General features: G+C 60.0%; 19 protein-coding genes and 1 pseudogene. 10 read left to right on the top strand and 10 right to left on the bottom strand.

Going from position 1 to position 23,160, the window contains the following annotated elements:
* The first annotated feature begins 187 nt into the window (after window positions 1-187).
* From colR to KJF94_RS30670, 6 genes and pseudogenes are all read left to right on the top strand, one after another.
* Window positions 188-871 (top strand): two-component system response regulator ColR, encoded by a 684-nt coding sequence (gene colR, locus KJF94_RS20660; RefSeq protein WP_128872610.1) that lies wholly within the window; start codon window positions 188-190, stop codon window positions 869-871.
* Window positions 861-2,144, top strand: coding sequence for a sensor histidine kinase (locus KJF94_RS20655; RefSeq protein ID WP_214378365.1), 1,284 nt, complete (start codon window positions 861-863; stop codon window positions 2,142-2,144). The genes colR and KJF94_RS20655 overlap by 11 nt, the downstream gene beginning before the upstream one ends.
* A gap of 162 nt (window positions 2,145-2,306) precedes the next feature.
* Window positions 2,307-2,975, top strand: coding sequence for a class I SAM-dependent methyltransferase (locus tag KJF94_RS20650; RefSeq protein ID WP_214378363.1), 669 nt, complete (start codon window positions 2,307-2,309; stop codon window positions 2,973-2,975).
* 3 nt (window positions 2,976-2,978) lie between these two features.
* On the top strand, window positions 2,979-3,692 hold the full coding sequence (locus KJF94_RS20645; protein ID WP_214378362.1) for a lipopolysaccharide kinase InaA family protein: 714 nt from the start codon (window positions 2,979-2,981) through the stop codon (window positions 3,690-3,692).
* 2 nt (window positions 3,693-3,694) lie between these two features.
* On the top strand, window positions 3,695-3,922 hold the full coding sequence (locus KJF94_RS20640) for a hypothetical protein (RefSeq protein WP_084322726.1): 228 nt from the start codon (window positions 3,695-3,697) through the stop codon (window positions 3,920-3,922).
* A gap of 80 nt (window positions 3,923-4,002) precedes the next feature.
* Window positions 4,003-4,095, top strand: a pseudogene (locus KJF94_RS30670) (metal ABC transporter ATP-binding protein); the annotation flags it as partial.
* Window positions 4,096-4,100: 5 nt separating this feature from the next.
* On the opposite strand, the gene KJF94_RS20635 reads toward KJF94_RS30670, so the two are convergent.
* From KJF94_RS20635 to KJF94_RS20590, 10 genes are all read right to left on the bottom strand, one after another.
* Window positions 4,101-7,139: a multidrug efflux RND transporter permease subunit gene (locus KJF94_RS20635; protein WP_214378360.1), complete on the bottom strand. Its 3,039-nt coding sequence runs from the start codon at window positions 7,137-7,139 to the stop codon at window positions 4,101-4,103.
* Between the two features lie 13 nt (window positions 7,140-7,152).
* Window positions 7,153-8,301 carry an efflux RND transporter periplasmic adaptor subunit gene (locus KJF94_RS20630; RefSeq protein ID WP_214378358.1) on the bottom strand — a complete coding sequence of 383 codons (1,149 nt, stop codon included), beginning with the start codon at window positions 8,299-8,301 and terminating at the stop codon, window positions 7,153-7,155.
* Between the two features lie 237 nt (window positions 8,302-8,538).
* On the bottom strand, window positions 8,539-9,636 hold the full coding sequence (locus tag KJF94_RS20625) for a DUF1513 domain-containing protein (RefSeq protein ID WP_214378356.1): 1,098 nt from the start codon (window positions 9,634-9,636) through the stop codon (window positions 8,539-8,541).
* 14 nt (window positions 9,637-9,650) lie between these two features.
* Window positions 9,651-10,715 carry an imelysin family protein gene (locus tag KJF94_RS20620; RefSeq protein WP_214378354.1) on the bottom strand — a complete coding sequence of 355 codons (1,065 nt, stop codon included), beginning with the start codon at window positions 10,713-10,715 and terminating at the stop codon, window positions 9,651-9,653.
* A 27-nt stretch (window positions 10,716-10,742) separates the two neighbouring features.
* On the bottom strand, window positions 10,743-12,170 hold the full coding sequence (locus tag KJF94_RS20615) for a di-heme oxidoreductase family protein (RefSeq protein WP_214378352.1): 1,428 nt from the start codon (window positions 12,168-12,170) through the stop codon (window positions 10,743-10,745).
* A 391-nt stretch (window positions 12,171-12,561) separates the two neighbouring features.
* Window positions 12,562-13,905, bottom strand: coding sequence for an imelysin family protein (locus KJF94_RS20610; protein WP_214378350.1), 1,344 nt, complete (start codon window positions 13,903-13,905; stop codon window positions 12,562-12,564).
* A gap of 277 nt (window positions 13,906-14,182) precedes the next feature.
* Window positions 14,183-16,234, bottom strand: a complete 2,052-nt coding sequence (locus KJF94_RS20605) for a putative bifunctional diguanylate cyclase/phosphodiesterase (RefSeq protein WP_214378348.1) — start codon at window positions 16,232-16,234, stop codon at window positions 14,183-14,185.
* Window positions 16,235-17,192: 958 nt separating this feature from the next.
* Window positions 17,193-17,789 carry a superoxide dismutase gene (locus KJF94_RS20600; protein ID WP_214378346.1) on the bottom strand — a complete coding sequence of 199 codons (597 nt, stop codon included), beginning with the start codon at window positions 17,787-17,789 and terminating at the stop codon, window positions 17,193-17,195.
* Between the two features lie 176 nt (window positions 17,790-17,965).
* On the bottom strand, window positions 17,966-18,565 hold the full coding sequence (locus KJF94_RS20595) for a LysE/ArgO family amino acid transporter (RefSeq protein ID WP_214378344.1): 600 nt from the start codon (window positions 18,563-18,565) through the stop codon (window positions 17,966-17,968).
* 6 nt (window positions 18,566-18,571) lie between these two features.
* The gene (locus KJF94_RS20590; RefSeq protein ID WP_214378342.1) at window positions 18,572-18,973 is read right to left on the bottom strand and encodes an ACT domain-containing protein; all 402 of its coding nucleotides are present in this window, start codon (window positions 18,971-18,973) and stop codon (window positions 18,572-18,574) included.
* Window positions 18,974-19,069: 96 nt separating this feature from the next.
* Here KJF94_RS20590 and KJF94_RS20585 point away from each other — a divergent pair, with 96 nt between their 5' ends.
* The 4 genes from KJF94_RS20585 to KJF94_RS20570 all read left to right on the top strand — a co-directional run bounded on the left by KJF94_RS20585 (window position 19,070) and on the right by KJF94_RS20570 (window position 23,116).
* Window positions 19,070-19,963: a LysR family transcriptional regulator ArgP gene (locus KJF94_RS20585; RefSeq protein ID WP_214378340.1), complete on the top strand. Its 894-nt coding sequence runs from the start codon at window positions 19,070-19,072 to the stop codon at window positions 19,961-19,963.
* Between the two features lie 54 nt (window positions 19,964-20,017).
* Window positions 20,018-21,010: an NAD-dependent epimerase/dehydratase family protein gene (locus KJF94_RS20580; RefSeq protein ID WP_214378338.1), complete on the top strand. Its 993-nt coding sequence runs from the start codon at window positions 20,018-20,020 to the stop codon at window positions 21,008-21,010.
* A gap of 116 nt (window positions 21,011-21,126) precedes the next feature.
* Complete coding sequence (locus KJF94_RS20575) at window positions 21,127-22,005, top strand: ATPase (protein WP_214378336.1); 879 nt, start codon at window positions 21,127-21,129, stop codon at window positions 22,003-22,005.
* Window positions 22,006-22,267: 262 nt separating this feature from the next.
* Complete coding sequence (locus KJF94_RS20570; protein ID WP_214378334.1) at window positions 22,268-23,116, top strand: cache domain-containing protein; 849 nt, start codon at window positions 22,268-22,270, stop codon at window positions 23,114-23,116.
* Window positions 23,117-23,160 lie beyond the last annotated feature (44 nt).

Here is a 23,160-nt window from a genome sequence, read left to right as displayed (position 1 = left end):
AGCGCAGCCGCGCGGAGTTTGAACCCGGTTGTGTCGCCTCTGTGTGAATCGATAGTGAAAAAGTCGTTAACGACTCAACAGGTTTATTGGCAGAGTTTTCAACTGCACACAGTCCTAGCCCTGAGCCACGCCAGGCCTTAAGCTGCGCGGGCCAAGACGGCCGTTACTGTGTACGGAGGAGGTACCCATGCGCATTCTGTTGGTTGAAGACAACCGCGATATCCTGGCCAATCTGGCCGATTACCTGGGGCTCAAGGGCTACACCGTGGATTGCGCACAGGACGGTTTGTCAGGCCTGCACCTGGCGGCCACCGAGCACTACGATTTGATCGTGCTCGACATCATGTTGCCCGGCATCGACGGCTACACCCTGTGCAAACGCCTGCGCGAAGACGCCCGTCGCGACACGCCGGTGATCATGCTCACTGCCCGCGATCAATTGGACGACCGCCTGCAAGGCTTCAAGTCCGGCGCCGATGATTACCTGATCAAACCCTTTGCCCTGTCTGAACTGGCCGCGCGGATCGAAGCCGTGATGCGTCGGGCGCAGGGCGGCGGCCGTCGTACCTTGCAGGTTGGCGATCTGAACTACGACCTCGATACCCTGGAAGTCACTCGCGAAGGGCGCTTGCTGAAACTCAACCCGGTGGGCCTGAAGTTGCTGGCCGTGCTGATGCAGAAAAGCCCGCACGTCCTGCGCCGGGAAATTCTCGAAGAGGCGCTGTGGGGCGATGACTGTCCGGACAGCGACAGCCTGCGCAGCCACGTCCACCAGTTGCGTCAGGTGATCGACAAACCGTTCGCCAAGCCTTTGCTGCAAACCGTGCACGGTGTGGGTTATCGCTTGGCCGAGGGCCGTGATGGAGTTTAAACAGAGCCTTGCTCAACGGATCATCATCGCCTTTGCGCTGATGAGCGCCCTGGTCGCCGGGGCCTTCGCCATGGGCATTGTCGCGACCGTGCACCTGGTGGAAGAAAAACTGATTTCGGCAGGCCTCGGTGGTGATTTGCAACGCCTGCTGTTGATGGACAGCGTGTCTGACTGGAGCCATCGCCCCGAGCCGGACCAGCTGTTCTATTTCAGCGGTGGGCCGGGCGATTTCGAGTTGCCCAAGGATTTGCGCCATCTCGACCCGGGTTTCCATGAAGTGTTCCGGGAGCAGCTGTCGTACCACGCGATGGTCGAAGTCGTCGATGGCCGGCGTTATGTGTTGCTGCAGGACCAGAGTGATTTCGAAGAACGTGAGCGGGTGTTGTTTGCTGTGGTGCTGGTGGGGTTCGTCCTGAGTCTGGCGTTGGCGGTATTCCTCGGCTGGATACTGGCGCGCAAAGTGATGGCGCCTGTTGTGCGGCTGGCCCGTCAGGTGCGCCACCGCGACCAGTTGCTGGGGTTGGCGCCGCCGCTGGCACCGGACTATGCCGCCGATGAAGTGGGCGAGCTGGCCGTGGCCTTCGACGCCACCCTAGGGCGCCTGCGCCAGGCATTGACCCGGGAGCGCTTGTTCACCAGTGACGTCAGTCACGAATTACGCACCCCGTTGATGGTACTGGCCAGTTCCTGTGAGCTGTTATTGGAAAACCCCGGTATCGACCAGCGCGGTCGGGCTCAGGTCGAGCGAATCGCCCGTGCCTGCGAAGAGATGCGCGAGCTGGTGCAGACCTTCCTGATGCTGGCCCGTGCCCAACGTGAAGACGCCGGCATGGCGCCGCAACAGTCGCTGACTCAGGTCGCCGACGGGCTGCTCAATCTGTGGCGCGAACCAATCGAGGCCAAAGGGCTGTCGCTGATGTTCGAACCGGGCAATCCGGCCAGCACCTGCTACAACGCCACGCTTCTGCACGCGGTTATGGGCAACTTGTTGCGCAATGCACTGCATTACACCGAACGAGGCTTCATTCGCTTGACCCTGACGACTGCGGGTTTCAGGGTCGAAGACAGTGGCGTGGGCATTCCCGAAGAAAAACGCGAAGCGATGTTCGAGCCTTTTGTGCGGGGTAACGAGAAACGCGGCGAAGGCCTGGGACTGGGCCTGTCGCTGGTGCAGCGGATTTGCGAAAACCAGGGGTGGAGCGTCAGTCTGACCAACATGGAGCCCCATGGTTGCCGGTTTCAGGTGGAACTTGGTTCGTCGCCTGTGAACTGATCGATCGTTTGGAAATGTGTGGCCCTCAGCCATCATTTTGGTCATGTAAAACCTTGAAATAACTCGGGGTTTTACATGACGTTTTTTTCACGAAGGCATGACCTGACGCTGACACGCCGCTACCTAAGGTGGTTGTCATCAGCAGCTCAGGAGTCCTTGGTGATGGCCAGCCCGATCAAACTTGATTTTTCCGAAAAATACGACGATCAACACGCTCAGGAATATCTGCGCAAACATCAGGATGGCCTTGGCCGCCGACTGTCCCACTGGCGTGACGAGCAGCTGGCGCGACAAGCGCTGGCGTTGGTGGGTGAACCCGGTCTGGTCCTCGATCTACCCTGCGGTGCCGGGCGTTTCTGGCCGTTGCTGGCGGAAAAATCCAACCGTGTGATCATCGGTGCCGACAACTCCGAGTCGATGCTCAAGATCGCTCTACAGGCGCAACCTGCCGAAGTCGTGAAAAGGGTACAACCCTTGCACACTTCTGCATTCGACATCGCCCTTCCTGATAACGCCGTCGACAGCATTTTTTGCATGCGTTTACTGCACCACATTGGTGAAGCCGAGCATCGACTGGCCATTCTGCGAGAATTCGAGCGCGTCACCCGCGACAGCGTGATCCTTTCGTTATGGGTTGACGGCAATTTCAAGGCCTGGAGACGCAAGCGCCTGGAGAAAGGGCGTGAGCAGGAAGGTTACCAAAATCGTTTTGTGTTACCGGCTGCTACGGTCGAAAAGGAATTCGAGCAGGCGGGGTTCCGAATTCAGGAACAACTGGATTTTATCCCGCTCTATGCCATGTGGCGGGTTTACGTATTACGCAAGAGGTAACAGATGGCAGTGCAATGTGCAGCAGATACGGACGTCGCTTCTCAGGATCGTTTTGACCATTTCTGGAACCAGCGCGGCGAATGGGTAGAAGAGCCCAACGTTCGTCGCGGTGGTGAAAGTGGCGTACAGCGAGTCAGGAACAATGATGGACAGCTGTTCTACGCCAAGCGTCAGACCGGGCATGTCTATCGCAGTTGGCTGCACCCGTTCGGTCGGCCGACGGTGCTGCGCGAACGGGACGCGCTCATCGGATTGAGTCTGGTCGGCGTAGGTGTTCCGGAAATCGTTTTCTGTGGTGCGCAACGCGATCCTGTTCACAAGTGGCGCGCATTGCTGGTGACCAAGGCACTGGACGGTTTTGAGGAAATCGAGCACTGGTACGAAGGCGGTGGTCGCGAGCGCCATGGTGAGGCGGTGCATGATTGTGTGCTGAAGGAGCTGGCCGATAACCTGGTGCGCATGCACAAGGCGCGGTGGCAGCACAGTTGCCTTTACATGAAGCACGTCTTCGTCCGGGTTACCGGTGAGGGAGAGGCGGCGAAAGTCGACATTGCTTTGATCGATCTGGAGAAAGGCCGCCAGCGTTTGACCGCCCGTCGCGCCGCGTCCCATGACCTGAAGCAACTGCGTCGCCACTCGTCGTTCAGCACGACGGACTGGCAGAAACTCGTCTACCTTTATGAGACGGCGTTTGGCAGCGCTATCAAAGGTTTATAGCAATGAAACTCGAAATTGCTAGAGGTTTGTTCTTGATAGGAGCCTTGGCAGTTGCTTCGCTGGCGGTGGCGGCTTGGGAGCAGCCCCGCACGCAAGTCCTCAGTTCAGTGAACGGGGACGCGCGTTGTCCGATGCCGCGGGTTGCGAAAGCATCCGTTGCAACCCAACCCGATCATGATTTATTGCTGTTCATGTTCGGGCTTTCTCAAGGACTGAGGCCGCAGAGTTGACCAGATTGAAGCCCAAATAAAAGGCCTCGCAAATGCGAGGCCTTTTTTATTGCGCGGACTTCTGGCCTTCACATTGATTCATTGTGGGAGCGAGCCTGCTCGCGAAAGCGGTGCATCAGTCAACATCAAAGCTGAATGACACACCGCATTCGCGAGAAGGCTCGCCCCCACAGGGGAGTTATGCGTGTTCTTTGGGTTTATCGGGTTTAGCCAACAACGTGTAAACACACGGCAACACAAACAACGTAAACAGCGTCCCGATCGACATCCCCGTAGCGATCACGGTGCCGATGTCGAACCGGCTGACAGCGCCCGCGCCCGTGGCAATGATCAACGGCACCATGCCGAATACCATTGCCGCGGTGGTCATCAACACCGGGCGCAGGCGTATGGCCGCTGCTTCTTCCACCGCCTCGCGCGGCGTCAGGCCCTTTTCCTTGCGCAGCTGATTGGCGAATTCGACGATCAGGATCCCGTGCTTGCTGATCAGCCCGATCAGCGTCACCAGCCCGACCTGGGTGTAGATGTTCATGCTCGACCAGCCGAGGAACAGCGGGATCAACGCGCCACAGATCGACAGTGGCACCGTCACCAGAATCACCAACGGATCGCGGAAACTTTCGAACTGAGCCGCCAGCACCAGGAAAATGATCGCCAGTGCCAGGGCAAACGTCACCCACAGCGCGCTGCCTTCCTGAACGTACTGCCGCGATGCCCCGGCATAGTCGACGGCAAAACCCGCCGGCGCCTCTTCCCGGGCAATCTGACGCACCGCGTCGAGGGCTTCCCCCATGCTCACCAGTGGCACCCCGGACAGGATTGCCGAGTTGAGCTGTTGGAACTGATTCAACTGCCGCGGGCGGGCCCGGTCGGACACGGTGATCAGGGTCGACAGGGCCAGCAGTTCTCCCTTGGTGTTTTTCACGTAATAGTTGTTCAGCCAGTCGGGGTTGTCCCGGAACGGCCGTTCAACCTGCGCGATCACTTTGTAGCTACGGCCTTCAATGGTGAAACGGTTGATTTCCGCCTCACCCAGCAACGTCGCCAGTGTGCCGCCCAGATCCTGCATCGACACACCCATCTGCGCGGCCTTGGCGCGATCGATATCGACCACGACTTCCGGCTTGTCGAACGCCAGGTCGACGTCGACGAAGGCGAACTTGCCGGACTCCATCGCGCGTTTTTTCACCCGGTCCATCACTTGCAGCAGCGACTCGTAATCGTTGGCGGTATTGATCACGAATTGAAACGGCAGCCCCTCGCCGGTGCCCGGCAGGGAAGGCAGGTTGAAGCCGAAAATCTGCAACCCTGGAATGCTTTCCAGTTTGCTCTGCACCTCGGGCAGGATCTGCATTTGCGTGCGGTCGCGGTCGTTCCACGGTTTCAGCAGAAAGCCGCCGATCCCCGATTGCACACCGTTGAAGCCGTTGATCTGGAACGAGGAGTAGTACTCGGGAAACGCCTTGAAGATGGTGATGAACTCGTCGGTGTACGTATTCAGGTAATCGAGGTTGGTTGGCTGCGGGGCGTTGGCCAGCATGAAAATGATGCCCTGATCCTCATCCGGTGCCAGTTCCGACTTGGTGAAGGTGAGCAGCACCGGAATCAGGCACAGCACGATCACCGCAAACACCAGCACCACCGGGCGGGTGTTGAGCGTGCCGTGCAGCATGTTCTGGTAGCGGCGCTTGAGACCTTCGAAAATCAGGTCCAGGCGATGGGCCAGGCCGCTGGGGTTTTCGTCGTGGCGCAGCAAAAAGGCGCACATCATTGGCGACAGGGTCAGGGCGACGATACCGGAGATCACCACCGCCCCGGCCAGGGTCAGGGCGAACTCCTTGAACAGCGCCCCCGTGAGACCGGTGAGGAAACCGATGGGCGCATAGACCGCTGCAAGGGTGATGGTCATCGAGACCACCGGCATGGCGATTTCCCGGGCACCCTCGATGGCGGCGTCCAGCGGGGTTTTGCCTTCCTCGATGTGCCGGTGGATGTTTTCCACCACCACGATGGCGTCGTCCACCACCAGGCCGATGGCCAACACCATCGCCAGCAGGGTCAGCAGGTTGATTGAGTAGCCCATCATCTGCATGAAGAACATCACGCCGATCATCGACAGCGGAATCGTCACTACCGGGATCACCACGGAGCGCAGCGCACCGAGGAACAGAAACACCACGACGATCACGATCAGCACCGCTTCGAACAGGGTTTTCACCACTTCGTCGATCGAGGCCTGGATGAACAGCGTGGCGTCGTAGGCGATTTCACCCTTGAGGTTCGGCGGCAGCTGGGCCTCAAGGTCCGGCATGATCTTGCGCACTTCCTTGATCACGTCCAGCGGGTTGGCACCGGGCGTGGCCTTGATGCCGATGTACACCGAGGGCGTGCCACCAAAGGAGCTGATGGTGTCGTAGTTTTCCGCGCCCATTTCCACCCGCGCGACATCGCTGAGCAGCACGCGGCTGTCGCCATCGACCTTGAGTGGAGTCGCGGCGAAGGCTTCCGCGGATTTGAGCTCGGTGTTGGCGTTGATACTGGTGACCACGTACTCGCCTTTCACTTCGCCAGCGGCGGAGAGGAAGTTGTACTTGCGCACGGCATCGGTCACATCGCTGGCGCTCAAGCCAAAACCGGCGAGCTTCACCGGGTCCAGCCACAGGCGCATGGCGAACACCTGGTTGCCGAGAATCTCGGCTTCGGCCATGCCCGGCAGGGTTGCGAGTTTGGGCTGGATGACCCGCGACAAGTAGTCGGTGATCTGCGGGTTGCTCAGTTCCTTGCTGAAGAAACTGATGTACATCAGCGCCGAGGCGTCGGCGGCTTCCTTGCTCAGCACCGGGTCTTCGGCATCCTGAGGCAGCTGGTTTTTCACCTCGTTGGCCTTGGCCAGCAGCTCGGTGAACAAGCGATCGCTGTTGGAACCGATGCGCGCGTAGATCGAGATCACCGAGAAATTCTGGCGACTGACCGAGGTCATGTAGTCGATGCCCTCGGCGCTCGCCAGGCTCTGTTGCATCGGCTGGGTGATGTAGCCCTGGATGGTCTCGGCGTTGGCCCCGGGGTACGCGGTGGTCACCGTGATCAGGGCGTTTTCCATTTGCGGATACTGGCGCAGCGGCAGCTTGCTCCAGGCCTGGAAGCCCAGCAGCACAATCAGCAGGCTGACCACGGAGGCGAGCACCGGGCGGCGGATGAACGGGTCGGTAAAAGCCATGGGGATTCCTTGATCAGTCCGCGCGCGGCGGGCTGTTCTGCTCGACTAAAGTCTTGTCGTCGCTGATGGCAATGTGTGCGCCGTTGTCCAGTTTGATCTGGCCGGCGGTGATCACCTTTTCGCCGTTCTGCACACCTTTGGTAATCATCACCACACCGTCGCGGCGTTCGCCGGTTTCGATGAAACGGCGTTCGGCGATCAGGATCGGTTCACCCTTGGCGTCTTTTTCCACTTTGCCGTCTTCGGTTTTTTTCTGTGCGACGACGTACAGCGAATTGCCGTACAGCGTGTACGTGATCGCGCTTTCCGGCACGACGATGCGCGGCTGCGGGTCGGGCAACATGACCTGGAGGCTGGCGAACATGCCTGGCAGCAGCTTTCCGTCGGGGTTGGCCAAGGTCGCGCGGACCTGCATGTTGCGCGTGCTGTTTTCGAGTTTGGGATTGATCGCGCTGATGGTGCCGGGGAAGGTCTGCGCCGGGTAGGCCGCGACGACGATTTCAACCGGCTGGCCGATGGCGATCTTCGGCACCGACTGCTCGGGCACGAAAAAGTCGACGTAGAGACTGCCGAGGTCTTGCAGGGTGGCAATCATGGTGCCGCTGGCAAGATAGTCGCCAACGTCGACCTGACGAATGCCGATGGTCCCGCTGAAGGGCGCAACGATGCTTTTTTTGCCGAGCGCAGCCTTGAGTTGATTGACCGTGGCTTTGCTCTTTTTCAGCACCGCCGAAAGTCGGTCGAATTCACCTTTGGAAATGGCCTGGCTGCCAACCAGTTGGCTACCGCGACCGTAATCGAGCTGGGCCAGCCCGAGGTCGGCCTGGGCGGTTTCCAGCAAGGCACTTTCCACGGCGCTGTCGAGGCGCAGGAGGGGTTGGCCGGCCTTGACCTTCTGCCCTGACTCGAACTGCAAATCGATGACGGTGCCGTCGGTCTCCAGGCTCAGGTCCACGCCTTGCAGCGCCGTGAGCGTGCCGACGGTAGGCAGGCGGGCTTGCCAGGGCCGTTCGATGGCAGTGGCCACGGCAACGTTTATCGGCGGTTTCGGCGCGGAGAAACCTTGCACCATCGTGTAGATGGAGAAGGCTTTGTAACCGGCCAGGACCAGCACGATCAGCAGAACAACACCCAACATGATCAGCATGCGGCGACGCAGCATATTTCCAGTTCCTTGGAGAAAATCAGGTGAGACAGGCGGGCACATTACTCTGAGTGGGAGGGTGAATCCAACTGGCACTTTTCACAGGCGGGCATGCAATGCGGCGAACAAAATAACTGTGGCGAGGGAGCTTGCTTCCGCTGGACTGCGTAGCAGTCCCATTTTTTAGGGCCGCTGCGCAGCCCAGCGGGAGCAAGCTCCCTCGCCACAAGGTAATCCACCACCGGGGAGGTGATGTCAGATGAGATGCAGGTGGTTATCCCAGAGCCCCGCAGGCAGCTCCAGCGGTTTTGCAACCAAATCTGTCTGGCGGCAATCGTAGTAACGGCAACGCCCTTGACCCGACGTCACAACAAAGCCGTCAGCCACTGCACCGACCCCGGCGCAATCGGGAAGCGGCGCATCCAGGCGCACTTCGCCGCTGTCCAGGTCCCAGATGAAAAAGCGATTGCCCCGTGGCGCGGTCAACGCGACCAGCCGCAAGTCACTGTGTACCGCGACGCTGGCGGTGTAATGCCCCATCGCCTGCAACTGATGCTCAGGCACCGGGAACGCCACGAACGGTTGACCGGGCCGCTTGATGGCCAACAGTTCCGAAGATTCATGGGAGGGGCCCATGAATTGCTGACCGGCGACGATGGTGCCGTCACTGGCGATCCCCAGATGCCGCACACTGTTCATCTGCTGGGCGAGGGTTTCCTTGCTCAGCAAAGTACCGTCGCGTTGCATCAGCACCAGGCTCGGCTCCATGGCGTTTAGGTTCATCTCGACCCGGCTTTCCGCCTCGGTGCGAATGCCGCCGTTGGCCACCACCAGGGTTTCGCCATCGGGCATCCACGACACCTGATGCGGACCGATGCCGTGGGTGGAAATTTCGCCGCTGTGCACGAGGCGCTCGCCTTCAAACTTATACACACCGAGCAAGCCGCGACCTGGATCGGACGTGTCGTTTTCGGTCGCGTACAGCCATTCGCCGCTGTGGTGAATCACCGCGTGACCGTAGAAATGCCTGTTCGGTTGCGAGGCCACGGTTTGCAACAGCGTGCCGTCGCGCAGGTCGATCAGGTAGCTCTCGGTGCCTGGGCGACGGGCGACAAACAGCGCAATCGGCAGCGTCGGGTGATTGATGATGTCGTGGCAACGCTGACCGACCCGGGTGGCGAACACCTGTGTACCGTCCAGCCGATATCCGACGGCGTAATGCTTGCCGTCCGTATCGTCCCGCGCCGAGAGCAACAGCGGGCTCTTGTCCTTTTGCTTGAACAGCGTCCAGCCGCCCAGTGTCACTGCTCCCAGCAGCAAACTACCTAACGTCAGAGCCTGTCGTCGCAGCATGGCACTCGCCCTCATCAGTCACCGTCGTTGGCGTTGAAGCCCAGTTGGATGCCCAGCGCCTTGGCCAGCTCGCCTTCGTGCAGGCGATGGACGACGTTGAGGCTGTCGTAGATGTCGTTGAGCTGCTGGCGACCGGCATCGTCGTTGAGCATTTCGGTCAACGAGCGCTGGTTGCTGGCGAACAGTTTCAGGGACGCTGCATAAGCGGCGTCGATCTTGTCGGCCAACGGTTTCTGCTCGCTCGGCAACAAACCGCGCAAGCCTTTGTTGTCGACACCTTCCCAGACCGTTTTGGCGGCGGCGAGGCTGGCTTCGAGGCCGGTCAGGGAAGACTGGCTGCGCCATGCATCGGCCTGGAACGGTTGCGGCACGCCTTTGGTCTGGCGGCCCATCGGCGTACCGAGTTTTTTCTTCAGGCTGTCCAGGGCGGTGACTTGCACGCGCAGCAGATCGGCGATGGCTTCGTGGGAATCGGCGTAGCGCTGGTTCGGAAATTTGCTCATCTGCGCGAGCATGCCGTCGGTGTTGTTCCAGCTTTTCAGAATGTCTTCGGCCAACAGTTTCTGGCGCTCGCCAATCGCTTTCAGCAGCGGGCAGTACTTGGCTTTTTGCGCGTCGTTGGCCACGTCCGGCTTGCTGTCGAACAGGATGTATTCGTAGGCGGAGAGACCTTGAACCACAACACTGGATTTGGCCAGGGCGGCAGCATCGATCTGCGGCTGGGCGTCGACCAATTGCTCGACCTGACGGCCGACAAGGTTTTTCTTGTCCGGCCAGAACTGCACCTGCCAGGCGCGATTGCCTTCGGCCAGCGGACCGATCAGCAGCGGCTGCAGCTCGGCCCAGGCTTTCTGCGCGTGCAGGAAGTCGGCGCGGGCGGTGTCGAGGTTTTCCTTGCCTTCGCAGTAGGCCAGGGCGCTGACAGCCAGTTGGCGGTCGGCTTCGACCCAGCGCGTGTAGGTCGGCAGGATTACCGACTTGGCGATGGCTGCCGACGTGACAGCCTGCGGGTCCTGCGGTGAGCAGGCGCCGAGGGCGAGTGCGGCAAGGCTGGTGAATAACAACTTGGGACGGAACATGTCGGGCTCCCGATTCTTTATAAGTGTTTAAAGAGAATTCAAAAACGCCAGCAACGCTGCGCGCTGCTCGGCGTTGAAAGACAAAACCTGTTGCTGCGCGGCCTGCGCCTCGCCGCCATGCCAGAGCACGGCTTCGAGCAGATTGCGGGCGCGGCCGTCATGCAGGAATTGGGTGTGGCCACTGACCGCCTGCGTCAGGCCGATGCCCCACAACGGCGGGGTGCGCCAGTCGCGGCCACTGGCCTGGAATTCGCTGCGGTTGTCGGCCAGTCCGTCGCCCATGTCGTGCAGCAGCAGATCGCTGTAGGGGCGAATCACTTGATTGGCCAGTTCAGGTTCTGCCGCGTTGGCGGCGGTGGTGTATTTCGGCGTGTGACAGGACTGGCAGCCAGCCTGGAAAAACAGAGTCTTGCCGGCCAACACTTCAGGCGTGCCGACATCGCGGCGGGCGGGTACGGCCAGGTTGCGGCTGTAGAACAGCACCAGACGCAAAATGTTGTCGCTGACTTCCGGTTCGCCGTCCGGGCCGTTGCCGCTTGGGGCCTGCTTGCAGGCGGTTTGAGCGTCGGTGCAGTCATCTATCGGTCGCAGGCTGGTCGTGAGGCCCATGTCACCCGAAAACGCGTGAACGTTTTGTTGATTGAGGTTCGGCTGCCCGGCCTTCCAGCCAAATCGTCCGAGGACGGTTTTCTGTTGGGCGTCATCCCAGACCCGGTTCGGGCGTCCGGCGATGCCGTTTTTATCCTTTGCCTGAGCCTCGGCATTGGCCAGGATCGCCTCATCGGGGATGGCTTCAAGCAGGCCGAGGCCAATCATCGGCGGGGCGACACGGGCCGAAAAACGGGTATCAGGGTGCATCGGACCGTAGCCCAGCTGGGTGATGTTCAGGCTGGGTTTGCGCAATTCGATCTCGGTGCCGTCCTTGAAGCGGACCGGCACTGGCGTGTAGTCGACCCGCACCTTGCCTTCCGGAAGCACACCGGGGATGGCCATGTCCTGGAATTGCCCGCCGTAGACCGGCTCGGGGACGACACCGAGCTGTTCGATGATTTTGGCGTAGGCCGGGGCATCGGCTATCGACAGACGCACCAGCATCGACACGGCGTTCTGCGCATCAGGCGTGGGCGGGTGACCGCGGCCGTCCTTGATGTGGCAGTTCTGGCAGGCGTTGGTGTTGAACAACGGGCCGAGGCCGTCCCGGGCGGTGGTGGTCGACGGGGCGATCACCCAGGGGTTGCGGAAGAAACTGTTGCCGACGCTGAAGTCCACACGCCGGGAGGGCGGCAGGTTGGCGGAGGGCAGGGAAAAGGCATTCTGATCGGTCTTGCGCACGGTCGCGGCGCCGCCGGACCGGGCTTCACCGGGTTCGGCTTCGGTAAAACGCGGGGCGTCATCGCAGGCACTCAGGCCCAGGGCCAGAAACAGTGCGGACAAGCGAAGAGGCAGCGAGGGCATCAGACATCCTGCAAGACGAGCAAAACAAGGGCGCAAAGTCTAACAGGGCAGTGGGGATTGAATAAGAGGAATTATCGTTTGGTTGATGTGGGGCAGGGTTTCCCGCAAACCGCGATCACCTGTAGGAGCAAAGCTTGCTCGCGAAAGCGGTGTATCAGTCACCACTATCGTTGAATGTGACGTCGCCTTCGCGGGCAAGCCCCGCTCCTACAGGTTCAGCGCAAGTCCCTGTAGGAGCCGAGCTTGCTCGCGATAGCGGTCTTGCATTCAGCATCTATGTTGGCTGACACGGCCTCATCGCGGGCAAGCCTTGCTCCTACAAAGGCGGTGTGTGGTAGGCATAAAAAAGGCGACCCGCAGGTCGCCTCTTCAGTCACTCAGCCAGCGTTGATCAGAACTCGTGATCAGCGTTGTCCGGGTTCAGGTCGCTGATGCCCAGTTTGCCAGCGGCGGCTTCGATCGAACCGGTCTGTTTGACCAGGGAAGCGATAGCATCACGGACGATCTGGTTGCCGGCAGTGTTGCCGGCGGCGATCAGCTGGTCGTAGTGCTCACCCTTGTTCGCGTGATCGACGATGACCTGCATCTTGGCTTCGGTCGCAGCCAGGTCGGCCTTCAGCGCGGTGTCGGCAGCCGGGTCGGCCTTGGCCACCAGGGACGACAGGCTGGCGCCGGTCATTTTGGTGCCGTCGACACGGGTGTATTCGCCCAGGTACACGTTACGAACGCCTTTGGCATCGTAGAACTGCGAGTTGTGGGTGTTGTCGCTGAAGCAGTCGTGTTCGTCTTCCGGGGAGTTGGCTTCCAGGGAAACCTTCATGCGCTCGCCCGCCAGTTCGCCCAGGGACAGGCTGCCCATGCCGAACAGCATTTTGCGCAGGCCGGATTCAGCTGGTTCCGCTTCCAGGGTGGCGCGGTAGTTGTCGGCCACGTTCGGCTTCCAGTTACCGACCATCTCTTCCAGGTCGCTGACCAGCAGCTGGGTCACAGACTTCAGGTAGGCGCGGCGACGATCGTTGTGACCGCCAGTGGCGCCTTTGCCTTCCAGGTAATCGGAGGCTGGACGGTTGCCGGCGCCAGGGCCGGTGCCGTTCAGGTCCTGGCCCCAGAGCAGGAATTCGATGGCGTGGTAACCGGTGGCAACGTTGGCCTCGGCACCGCCCAGCTCGTTCAGGCTGGCAAGTTTTTCCGGGGTGATGTCTTTGACGTCGATCTTGTCTTCGCCGACCTGAACCTGAGTGTTGGCGATGATGTTGGCCGTGGCACCCGGGTTACCCAGTGCGTGCTCGTAGGATTTGTCGACGTAGTCGATCAGGCCTTCGTCCAGTGGCCAGGCGTTCACCTGACCTTCCCAGTCGTCGATGATCGTGTTGCCGAAGCGGAACACTTCGCTCTGCAGGTAAGGAACGCGAGCAGCGATCCAGGCCGCCTTGGCGGCTTTCAGGGTGTCGGCGTTCGGCTTGGCGAGGAAGGCGTCGACGGCGGTTTGCAGGGTCTTCGCAGTGGATTCGGCATCGCTGTAAACGGCGAAAACCATGTCGGCATAGTGTGCGACAACGGCTTTGGCAGCGGCTTCATCGACTTTACTGGCGGCAGCAGGCGCCACAGCCGGGGCTGTGGTCGTAGCGGCTGGAGTAGGCGCTGGAGCGGCAGCTTTGTCTTTGCCTTCGCCACAACCGGCGAGGGAAATAGCGATGGCCAACAGACTGGCGGTAGCCAGAGGCATACGAATCATGGCGAACATCCTGCTTCGAGAGGGGGTGGAATGGCGCAGCAAGGCGCAAAACTGCGACATAATGCAAATCTTTCGCATTATGTGTAAAGGGTTGTAGCTGGAAATATTTCTTATTCACACGATGGTTGGCTGGCGCAACCTTGTGGCGAGGGAGCTTGCTCCCGCTCGACTGCGCAGCAGTCGCAATCAGATCGACTGGGTTTTTCTGTCAGAACCGTGGGTGCAGGGTTTGGGGCGGCTTCGCCACCCAGCGGGAGCAAGCTCCCTCGCCACAGATTCAGAGGATTGCTGCGTTACTGCGCTGGGCCTGTTTCAGGTAGGCGCCGAGTTCTCGCGCCGGCAGCGGTTTACTGTAGAAGTAGCCCTGACCTTCATGGCAGCCTTCAGAGATGATGTAGGCCTCTTGTTCGATGGTTTCCACGCCTTCGGCAATGACCTGCATGCCCAGGCTCTTGCCCAACTGAATGATGGCCCGAACGATAGTCGCATCGTCGTCGTCATCGAGCAGGTCCTGAACGAAGCTCTTGTCGATCTTGATCTTGTCCAGCGGCAGGCTTTTCAGATAACTGAGCGATGAGTATCCGGTGCCGAAGTCGTCGATGGCGATCAGCGCGCCGGAGCGACGCAGGCTCAGCAGGTGCTGGGCGGCGGTGCTTATATCTTCCATCAGGCCGGTTTCGGTGACTTCCAGTTCCAGGCTGCGGGGTGGCAGGCGGTACATCTGCAGCAGGTTGTTGACCACTCGCGGCAGTTCGGCGTGGTGCAGTTGGACGGTGGACAGGTTCACGGCCATGCGCAGGTCGGTGAAACCCTGGTCATGCCAGTCGCGCAATTGTTTGCAGGCCTGATCCAGCACCCACTCGCCGATGGCAATGATGGTGCCGTTCTGCTCGGCCAGCGGGATGAACAGGTCCGGCGGCACCAGCCCATGCTCGGGATGCTGCCAGCGAATCAATGCTTCGACGCCGACTACCCGATGATCGCGGTAGCTGATCTGCGGTTGGTAGACAAGGTAGAACTGGTCGCGGGCCAGGGCGTCGCGCAGGTCTTTTTCCAACTCGCGACGGCGACGCATTTCAGTGTCGACGCTGGCGATATAGAACTGGTAACGATTGCGCGAGCGAGTCTTGGCCAGGGTCATGGTCTGCTCGGCCTTTTGCAGCAACTTCTCGGTGCTGTCACCGTCCTCGGGGAACAGGGTGATGCCAATGGTGGCGCGCAGGCGAATTTCCTGATGATCGAGGGCGAACGCCGCTTCGAGGTCATCGAGAATGCTCTGGGCCAGTTCGGCCGCTTCGTAGGGTTGTTCGATATCGGCCTGAACCAGGGCGAACTGGTCGCCGCCAAGACGGGCGAGGGCACCGAGGCGACCACTGTGGGCGCGCAGGCGATCGGCCAGGGCCAGCAGCAACTGGTCGCCGGTCTGATAGCTAAATTGTTCGTTGATGCCCTTGAAGTCATCGAGGCCGACACATAGCACCGCGACCCGTCGTTGCAACTTGCCAGCGTCGACGAGAATCTTGTCCAGTTGTTGCTGCAATTGCTGGCGGTTCGGCAGACCGGTGAGGAAGTCGTACTGGGCCATGCGCAGCAGGCTGTTTTCCGCTTCGTGGCGCAGGTGCGTATTGCGTTCGATGGATTCGAGCAACTGGTTGGCGGTGTTGATCCAGATGCCCAATTCGTTTTTTTCGTGGCCCCTGAGCTGCGGAATCTTGTGCTCGCTCGGGCGGTCCGGGTTGATTTCGGTGAGGTGCTCAATGATCCGCGACAACGGTTTGGTCAGCAGCCAGTGATAGACCAGATACAGCACCAGCCCCATGGCGAGGGCCCGCAATACGCCGGAAATGAAGATGATCACCGAACTGACGATAAATCCTTGCCCGTAGGTGGCGGTGTCGAGGGTGATGCTCAGGTCGCCGTAATACTCGCTGTATGGACCGCGACCCACCAGTTGAGTGGTGAAGGTGCGTTCCTTGCCCAGGATCAGGTCGGTCAGCCAGCGACTGCTGGATTGCTGCAAGTCACGGGATTTTTGCGCGAGCATGGCTTCATTGGGATGACCGATGGAGGCCTGGCGCACAGCGTCGTCCTGGAACAGGCCTTCAATCACCTGCATGCCCATCTCCCGGTCCAGGCTGTAGACGGCCTGGGTCGAGGGGTCACGGAACATGTCGAGGATGCGCTGGGCATCGCTGGCCACGGCCTGGCGTGTTTTATAGGCATCGAAAACGATCTGCGCGCAGCTCAAGACCACGCCGACGATCAATGCCGACAGGAGCACGACCCGGAGCAACTTTACCGACAAGCTGTTCTTGAGTTCCAGCTTCAAAGAGTCATTCCTTGTTCCGTGCAGGTAGCATCAAGTTGCCATGAGTATTGGCAATCCCGTGATGGCAGTCAAAGGGACAATCAAACACAGGGGAATTTGCCTGTGGGTTGGCCGAAATGCTGTTGCCTGGAGTATTTGCCCTATTTGTACTGTGTCGGTAGTCGAGTCCTTCAACTTGAGGGGAGGGTGGAGATATTTTCCATTGGGTTGATGTTAGACGGCTATGGCGGTGGGGCAAGGGGGTGAAGGCTGGTTTCATTGTGGGAAATCGGCCTGGTTTCTGCGGACGTACACCGTTCAATTGTGGGAGCGAGCCTGCTCGCGAAAGCGGCCTGACAGCAAACTCGATTTTGTGAATGTCCCCTGACCCTGTGGGAGCGTGGCTTGCCCGCGATGGCGGCCTGATAGCCGACCATTTTGTATCGGGTGTACATATCCATTTCTGCGGTAACGGCCACTTACGGTTTCGCCCTTACGGCGAGTCACTTTTGACAAACGCCCGGAATGCCGGCCCAGCCAAAAGTAACCAAAAAGTCTTGCCCCAGCGTCCGGCCCCTCGCTCCGGTCCTGCTCCGTGGGCCCGCCGCCATCGGCCATCCATGGCCGGGGGCGGCTAGCCCGGCATCCATGCCGGGCTGCCCACTGCGCAGAACCTCCACTCGGCCTCCCGAAGGGGCGGGCAGATCAAAATCAAAAGCGCAAGGCGAGCTAACGCTCGGCCTCGTGGTTTGGTTGGTGGTATGCCGATCCGCTCTTGTAGGAGCCGAGCTTGCTCGCGAAGGCGGCCTGACAGCCGACCGTTTTTTTGCTGATACCCTTGGATCCTGTGGGAGCTGGCCTGCCAGCGATGGCGGCCTGACTGCCGACAGATATTCTTCGGTTGTACTCGAATTCTGTAGGGTTTCTAGAACCCATAAAAAAACCCGGCAAAAGCCGGGTTTTTTATCTGGCGTCGAGCTTAAGCGGTGAAGGTTTTGCCTTCGAACTGCTCAGCCACGAATTTCCAGTTGACCAGGTTCCAGAACGCTTCTACGTACTTCGGACGCAGGTTGCGGTAGTCGATGTAGTAAGCGTGTTCCCAGACGTCGCAGGTCAGCAGCGGGGTGTCGCCGCTGGTCAGCGGGTTGCCGGCGCCGATGGTGCTGGCCAGGGCCAGGGAACCGTCAGCCTTTTTCACCAGCCAGCCCCAACCGGAACCGAAGGTGCCGATGGAGGTTTTGCTGAATTCTTCTTTGAACTTGTCGAACGAACCGAAGGAAGCATTGATCGCTTCAGCCAGTTTGCCGGTTGGTTGACCGCCGGCGTTTGGCGCCAGGCAGTTCCAGTAGAAAGTGTGGTTCCAGACTTGAGCGGCGTTGTTGAAGATACCGCCCGAGGAAGATTTGACGATCTCTTCCAGTGTCTTGCCTTCGAACTCGGTGCCTGGCACCAGGTTGTTCAGGTTCACGACGTAGGTGTTGTGGTGCTTGTCGTGGTGGTATTCCAGGGTTTCCTTGGAAATGTGCGGCTGCAGGGCATCGTGTGCGTAAGGCAGCGGCGGCAATTCGAAAGCCATGATGATTCTCCTAATCAGGTCAGTTGCGGTGGTCGCAAGGCCGATCACGGGCGGCCAGACAAGCGCCGGGGAGTTTGTACTCTTTGCGGCGCATCGAACCGGATCATAGCACCGGGGGTGCGGCATAACCACGCAACAACTGTGTGGAATAGAGGTTCCAGAGCCTTTTGGAATAATCAGGAGACGACTAATTGAAACGCGACTGTAAACATCATGATTGCCACCAACAGATCAAGGATTCGCCAGGTACTTGGCCGAGCCAGCCACGGCGCCAGCCATGCGGCGCCCAGCGCCAGGGTGAAAAACCACAGCAAAGACGCACTGGCCGCGCCCACGACATAAGCACCAGGCTCGGTTTGTTGGGCACCGAGGGAGCCGATCAGCAACACCGTATCCAGATAAACGTGCGGGTTGAGCAATGTCACCGCCAAAGCGCTGAGCATCACCGCGCGCAGTGACCGTACCGTCTGGTTTTCACCCTGTTGCAGGCTTTGCTTCGAACAGGCTCGACGCAGCGCCTGGCTGCCATACCACAGCAAAAACGCCGCACCACCCCAACGGGCAATGGCCAGCAATGTCGGATTTTGCGCCAGCACGGTTGCCAGACCGAACACGCCGGCAGCCACCAGCAACGCATCGCAGGTCACGCAGAGCGCCGCCACCGGCAGGTGATGTTCCCGCCGCAGGCTCTGGGCCAGCACAAACGCGTTCTGAGTGCCGATCGCCATGATCAGCCCCGCGGCCACCAACAGGCCGTTTACATAGCTTTGCCACATAGGTTTTTACTCCGCGTTCGCTGCCAGATCCCGCAGCACTTGCAGGGCGCGTTCGGCATCGGTCTGGCCGACGAATAAATGGTCGTGGTAATAACCGGCGATGACGTTGCAGCTGATGCCGGCCTGACCCAATGCCGTGGCGAAGGCGGCGGTCAGGCCGACGGCTTCCAGCGCCGAATGCACATTCAGCGTGATCCAGGCGGCAACGTAGTCGAAGCTGAAACCTGCTCGTTCAGCGTGGGAACGTTCCAGAATCACCGTCAGGCCTTCCTGCTCGCGAAAACTGCCTACGATCTCAAGACCCGGCGGCAATTGGCCGTCGCGCAACGTGCAGAACACATACTCGCCGGCGTTGAGTTGCGGGCTCATGCTTCGTAGAAGCGTTGCCAATGAAGTTTCGCCAGCCATGTCGATGTTCCTTGTTCAAGAGTTCTTGCTGGCCATTCTCCGTCCACAAGCGGTATAAGAAAAACCAATCATGCTGATCGCTCATTAGGAAAACTGATGTTCGACTATAAATTGCTTTCTGCGTTGGCCGCGGTGGTCGAACAGGCCGGTTTTGAACGGGCCGCCCAAGTACTCGGCTTGTCACAATCGGCGATCTCCCAGCGCATCAAACTGTTGGAAGCGCGGGTCGGCCAGCCGGTGCTGGTGCGGATGACGCCGCCGGCGCCGACTGAAATCGGCCGACGTTTGCTCAACCATGTGCAGCAGGTGCGCTTGCTGGAACGGGACCTGCAAAGCCTGGTTCCGGCGCTGGATGAAGAAGGCCTGCCGGAACGTCTGCGCATCGCCCTGAATGCCGACAGCCTCGCCACGTGGTGGGCCGCAGCCGTCAGTGATTTCTGCGCCGAGCAATACTTGCTGCTGGATCTGGTCGTTGAAGACCAAACGGTTGGCCTCAAACGCATGCGCGCTGGCGAAGTGGCTGCGTGCATTTGCGCCAGCGAGCGTCCGGTCGCCGGCGCACGCAGCGTGTTACTGGGTGCCATGCGTTATCGAGCGCTGGCCAGTCCGGCATTCATCGCGCGGCATTTTCCTGAAGGCGTGCGCGCTGACCTGCTGGCGAAAACCCCGGCGCTGGTCTTTGGCCCGGACGATTTCCTACAACATCGTTACCTCGCGTCCCTCGGCGTAGACGGCGGTTTCGAACACCATTTGTGCCCGTCATCCGAAGGCTTCATTCGCCTGACCGAAGCCGGTCTCGGCTGGGGGCTGGTGCCTGAGTTGCAGGTGCGCGAGCAACTTGAGCGCGGGGTTTTGCGCGAGCTTTTGCCAGATAAGCCCATCGATGTGCCGCTGTACTGGCATCATTGGCGCAATGGCGGTCAGTTGCTGGGGTTGCTGACCGATCAATTAGTGCGTTCGTCGAAGCAATGGCTGGTGCCGTGGGACTGACCGGCAGCGTCAAGACCTCACGCACTACGCAAAACGAAATATTCGGAGCACTACATGAAGATTCTGGTCACCGGCGCAAGCGGCTTCATCGGCGGACGCTTTGCGCGTTTCGCCCTGGAGCAGGGCCTGGACGTGCGGGTCAACGGTCGCCGGGCCGAAAGCGTCGAACACCTGGTACGCCGTGGCGCCGAGTTCATTCAGGGCGACTTGAGCGACCCGGAACTGGCGCGCAACCTGTGTTCCGACGTCGAAGCCGTGGTGCATTGCGCCGGGGCTGTCGGTGTGTGGGGACGTTATCAGGACTTTCATCAGGGCAACGTGCAGGTCACCGAAAACATCGTCGAAGCCTGCCTGAAACAGCGTGTCCGACGGCTGGTGCACTTGTCCTCGCCGTCGATCTACTTCGATGGCCGCGATCACCTCGGGTTGACCGAAGAACAGGTCCCCAAGCGCTTCAAACATCCCTACGCCGCGACCAAATACCTGGCCGAGCAAAAGGTCTTCGGTGCCCAGGAATTCGGCCTCGAAACCCTGGCCCTGCGCCCGCGCTTCGTGACCGGTGCGGGCGACATGAGCATCTTCCCGCGTCTGCTGAAGATGCAACGCAAGGGGCGGCTGGCCATCGTCGGCAACGGTTTGAACAAAGTCGATTTCACCAGCGTACAAAACCTCAACGAAGCGTTGCTCAGCAGTTTGCTGGCCGGCGGATCGGCGTTGGGCAAGGCCTACAACATCAGCAACGGAACGCCGATTCCGTTGTGGGACGTGGTCAATTACGTGATGCGCAAGATGGATGTCCCACAAGTGACCCGCTACCGTTCCTACGGCCTGGCCTACACCGTGGCGGCGCTCAACGAGGGCGTGTGCAAGCTGTGGCCGGGTCGTCCCGAGCCAACCCTGTCGCGCCTGGGCATGCAGGTGATGAACAAAAATTTCACCCTGGACATCAGCCGCGCGCGGCATTATCTGGACTACGATCCGAAAGTCAGTCTCTGGACTGCCCTCGATGAATTCTGCGGCTGGTGGAAGGCTCAGGACATTCGCTGACACACAGGCAGTCCCGATACTGAACCGAGTCCGGGAATCAAGGGTCAATCGATGGGGCTGACAGGTTTATACTTCGCCGCATCAAGCCATCACCGCGTTCCACAAAGGTTGACTCAATGTCCATGCGTAACGATGCCAACGACGACTTCGACGATGTACCGAGCCTGCGTGCCGACAGCCTCGACGACGATGATTTTGTGCCCACCGCCCGCACCGCCGTGCATTCGCGCACCCCGCCGGTGGTCAAGGTCAAGGCTGCCAGCACCGGCCCGTTGTGGGCACTGGTCGGCGCCTTGTTTTTTGCGTTCGCCGGCCTTGCCTGGTGGAGCTTTCAGCAGATATCGCTGATGGAACAGCAACTGGTGGCGACCCAGGAAAGTTTCGCGCGCATCAGTGAGGATGCGGCGGGGCGCTTGCAGGACATTTCCGGCAAGGTCGTCGCCAGCCAGACCAACGTCACCAGCGACAGCGAAGCGCTGAAACTGCAGATCAAGCAGCTGGAAAGCAAGCTCCAGGATCAGAGCAAGCAGCAGCAAGGCGTTGTCGGCCAGACCTCAGACCTGGATAAGCGCCTGGCGCAAATGACCGCGCAAACCACCGATCTGGACAAGCGCCTGGCGCAAGCCACCGCCCAGAACACCGAGCACCAGACCGCCAACACGCAATTGCAGGCCCAGGTCAAAGCCTTGAGCGGCGAACTGGCCGCGCTGAAGAGCGCCCCGGCGGACACTGACAAATTCGACGCACAGCTGAAAAGCCTCGGCGCCGACATCGTCGCACTGAAGAAACAAGGCAACCCGAGCGCCGCCATCGAGCGTCTGGAACAAGACATGATCGTGCTCAAAAGCGAGCAGGACAACCGCCCGGCCGCCGGGCCAGCCTCGTCCAACACCGCCGAGTTCGACGCTTTCCGTGCTTCGGTCACACGCAACATCAACACCCTGCAGGCGCAGATTCAGAATTTGCAGCAGCAGTTGCGTACCCGAGCGCAATAGCCCGGCACGCGAATACTTGTGGCGAGGGAGCTTGCTCCCACTGGGTGGCGAAGCCGCCCCAAAGCCATCCACCGCGGATTTTCAGATAATCCGTGGTGCCTGATTTGCGTCTGCTGCGCCCGGACGCGGATCGGCCGGCGGGAGCGAGCTCCCCCGCCACAAAAACCTCAGCTCCCCAACCCTCACACCGTTCCCTGAATGTTCGTACATATCCCCAAGCCGTCTACGCTCTTGAAACACTGACAAGAACGAGGGATGCGCAATGGGGTTTTTGCACAGGTTGGCCCTGCTGGGCGGGATGCTGTTGTTGTGTCTGGGCCAGGCTCAAGCTGCCGGAACCGAGAAGGATGACAGCCAGGCCGCCATCGCCTTGCTGGAAAAAGCCCTGGCCTACTACCACGATAACGGTGACAAGGCATTCGCGGCCTTCAGCCGCCAGGGCGAGTTTGTCGACAAGGATCGCTACGTGTTTGTGCTCGACACCAAAGGCGTGATGCTCGCCAGCGGCGGGCCGTCTTCGGCGTTGATCGGGCGTGATGTGTCTGACGTGCTCGGGCCGGATTTGCAGAAAGCCTTCAAGGATGCGTTGAAAGTACCGGAAGGCAATGGCATCCAGCAGGCGGAATATCGCTGGCAGAACTGGTCAGACGGCAAGGTCGAGCGCAAGCATGTGTTCTACCAACGGATCGGTCAGCGGATTCTGGCAGTGGGTTATTACCTGCCACGGGCGTCGGCGGAACAGGCGATGGCGTTGCTGAACAAAGCGGCAACTGACCTGGCCAAGGATGAGAAGGGCACGCTCACTGCCATCAACTCACTCAAGGGCGGTTATTTGCAGGATGACCTGTATGTGTTCGTCGTCGACCTGGACACCCAGCGTTATGTCGCCCACGGCACCAACCTGCGGCTGATCAATACCGATTTCGGCAAGATCAAGGACCCAGAAGGCAAGCCGGTGGGTGAGCCGATTCTGGCGCTGATGGCCAAACAGGATTACGGCGAATACGAATATCGGTGGAAAAACCCGGTGACCGGCAAGGTCGAGGACAAGCATGCGTACCTGAAAAAGGTCGGGCATTTTCTGGTGGCTGTCGGGTATTACAGCCCTTGATTCTCTATCGCATGGGATGACGCTTTCGCGGGCAAGCCTCGCTC

The sequence above is a fragment of the Pseudomonas hormoni genome, assembly GCF_018502625.1.
Taxonomy (GTDB): Bacteria; Pseudomonadota; Gammaproteobacteria; order Pseudomonadales; family Pseudomonadaceae; genus Aquipseudomonas; species Aquipseudomonas hormoni.
This window is presented reverse-complemented; position numbering and strand designations above follow the sequence as displayed.

Bases quoted from the DNA above. Each gene is read 5' to 3' on its own strand.
- colR (WP_128872610.1), top strand. From the start codon at position 188: ATGCGCATTCTGTTGGTTGAAGACAACCGCGATATCCTGGCCAATCTG.
- KJF94_RS20655 (WP_214378365.1), top strand. From the start codon at position 861: ATGGAGTTTAAACAGAGCCTTGCTCAACGGATCATCATCGCCTTTGCG.
- KJF94_RS20650 (WP_214378363.1), top strand. From the start codon at position 2,307: ATGGCCAGCCCGATCAAACTTGATTTTTCCGAAAAATACGACGATCAA.
- KJF94_RS20645 (WP_214378362.1), top strand. From the start codon at position 2,979: ATGGCAGTGCAATGTGCAGCAGATACGGACGTCGCTTCTCAGGATCGT.
- KJF94_RS20640 (WP_084322726.1), top strand. From the start codon at position 3,695: ATGAAACTCGAAATTGCTAGAGGTTTGTTCTTGATAGGAGCCTTGGCA.
- KJF94_RS20635 (WP_214378360.1), bottom strand. From the start codon at position 7,139: ATGGCTTTTACCGACCCGTTCATCCGCCGCCCGGTGCTCGCCTCCGTG.
- KJF94_RS20630 (WP_214378358.1), bottom strand. From the start codon at position 8,301: ATGCTGCGTCGCCGCATGCTGATCATGTTGGGTGTTGTTCTGCTGATC.
- KJF94_RS20625 (WP_214378356.1), bottom strand. From the start codon at position 9,636: ATGCTGCGACGACAGGCTCTGACGTTAGGTAGTTTGCTGCTGGGAGCA.
- KJF94_RS20620 (WP_214378354.1), bottom strand. From the start codon at position 10,715: ATGTTCCGTCCCAAGTTGTTATTCACCAGCCTTGCCGCACTCGCCCTC.
- KJF94_RS20615 (WP_214378352.1), bottom strand. From the start codon at position 12,170: ATGCCCTCGCTGCCTCTTCGCTTGTCCGCACTGTTTCTGGCCCTGGGC.
- KJF94_RS20610 (WP_214378350.1), bottom strand. From the start codon at position 13,905: ATGATTCGTATGCCTCTGGCTACCGCCAGTCTGTTGGCCATCGCTATT.
- KJF94_RS20600 (WP_214378346.1), bottom strand. From the start codon at position 17,789: ATGGCTTTCGAATTGCCGCCGCTGCCTTACGCACACGATGCCCTGCAG.
- KJF94_RS20595 (WP_214378344.1), bottom strand. From the start codon at position 18,565: ATGTGGCAAAGCTATGTAAACGGCCTGTTGGTGGCCGCGGGGCTGATC.
- KJF94_RS20590 (WP_214378342.1), bottom strand. From the start codon at position 18,973: ATGGCTGGCGAAACTTCATTGGCAACGCTTCTACGAAGCATGAGCCCG.
- KJF94_RS20585 (WP_214378340.1), top strand. From the start codon at position 19,070: ATGTTCGACTATAAATTGCTTTCTGCGTTGGCCGCGGTGGTCGAACAG.
- KJF94_RS20580 (WP_214378338.1), top strand. From the start codon at position 20,018: ATGAAGATTCTGGTCACCGGCGCAAGCGGCTTCATCGGCGGACGCTTT.
- KJF94_RS20575 (WP_214378336.1), top strand. From the start codon at position 21,127: ATGTCCATGCGTAACGATGCCAACGACGACTTCGACGATGTACCGAGC.
- KJF94_RS20570 (WP_214378334.1), top strand. From the start codon at position 22,268: ATGGGGTTTTTGCACAGGTTGGCCCTGCTGGGCGGGATGCTGTTGTTG.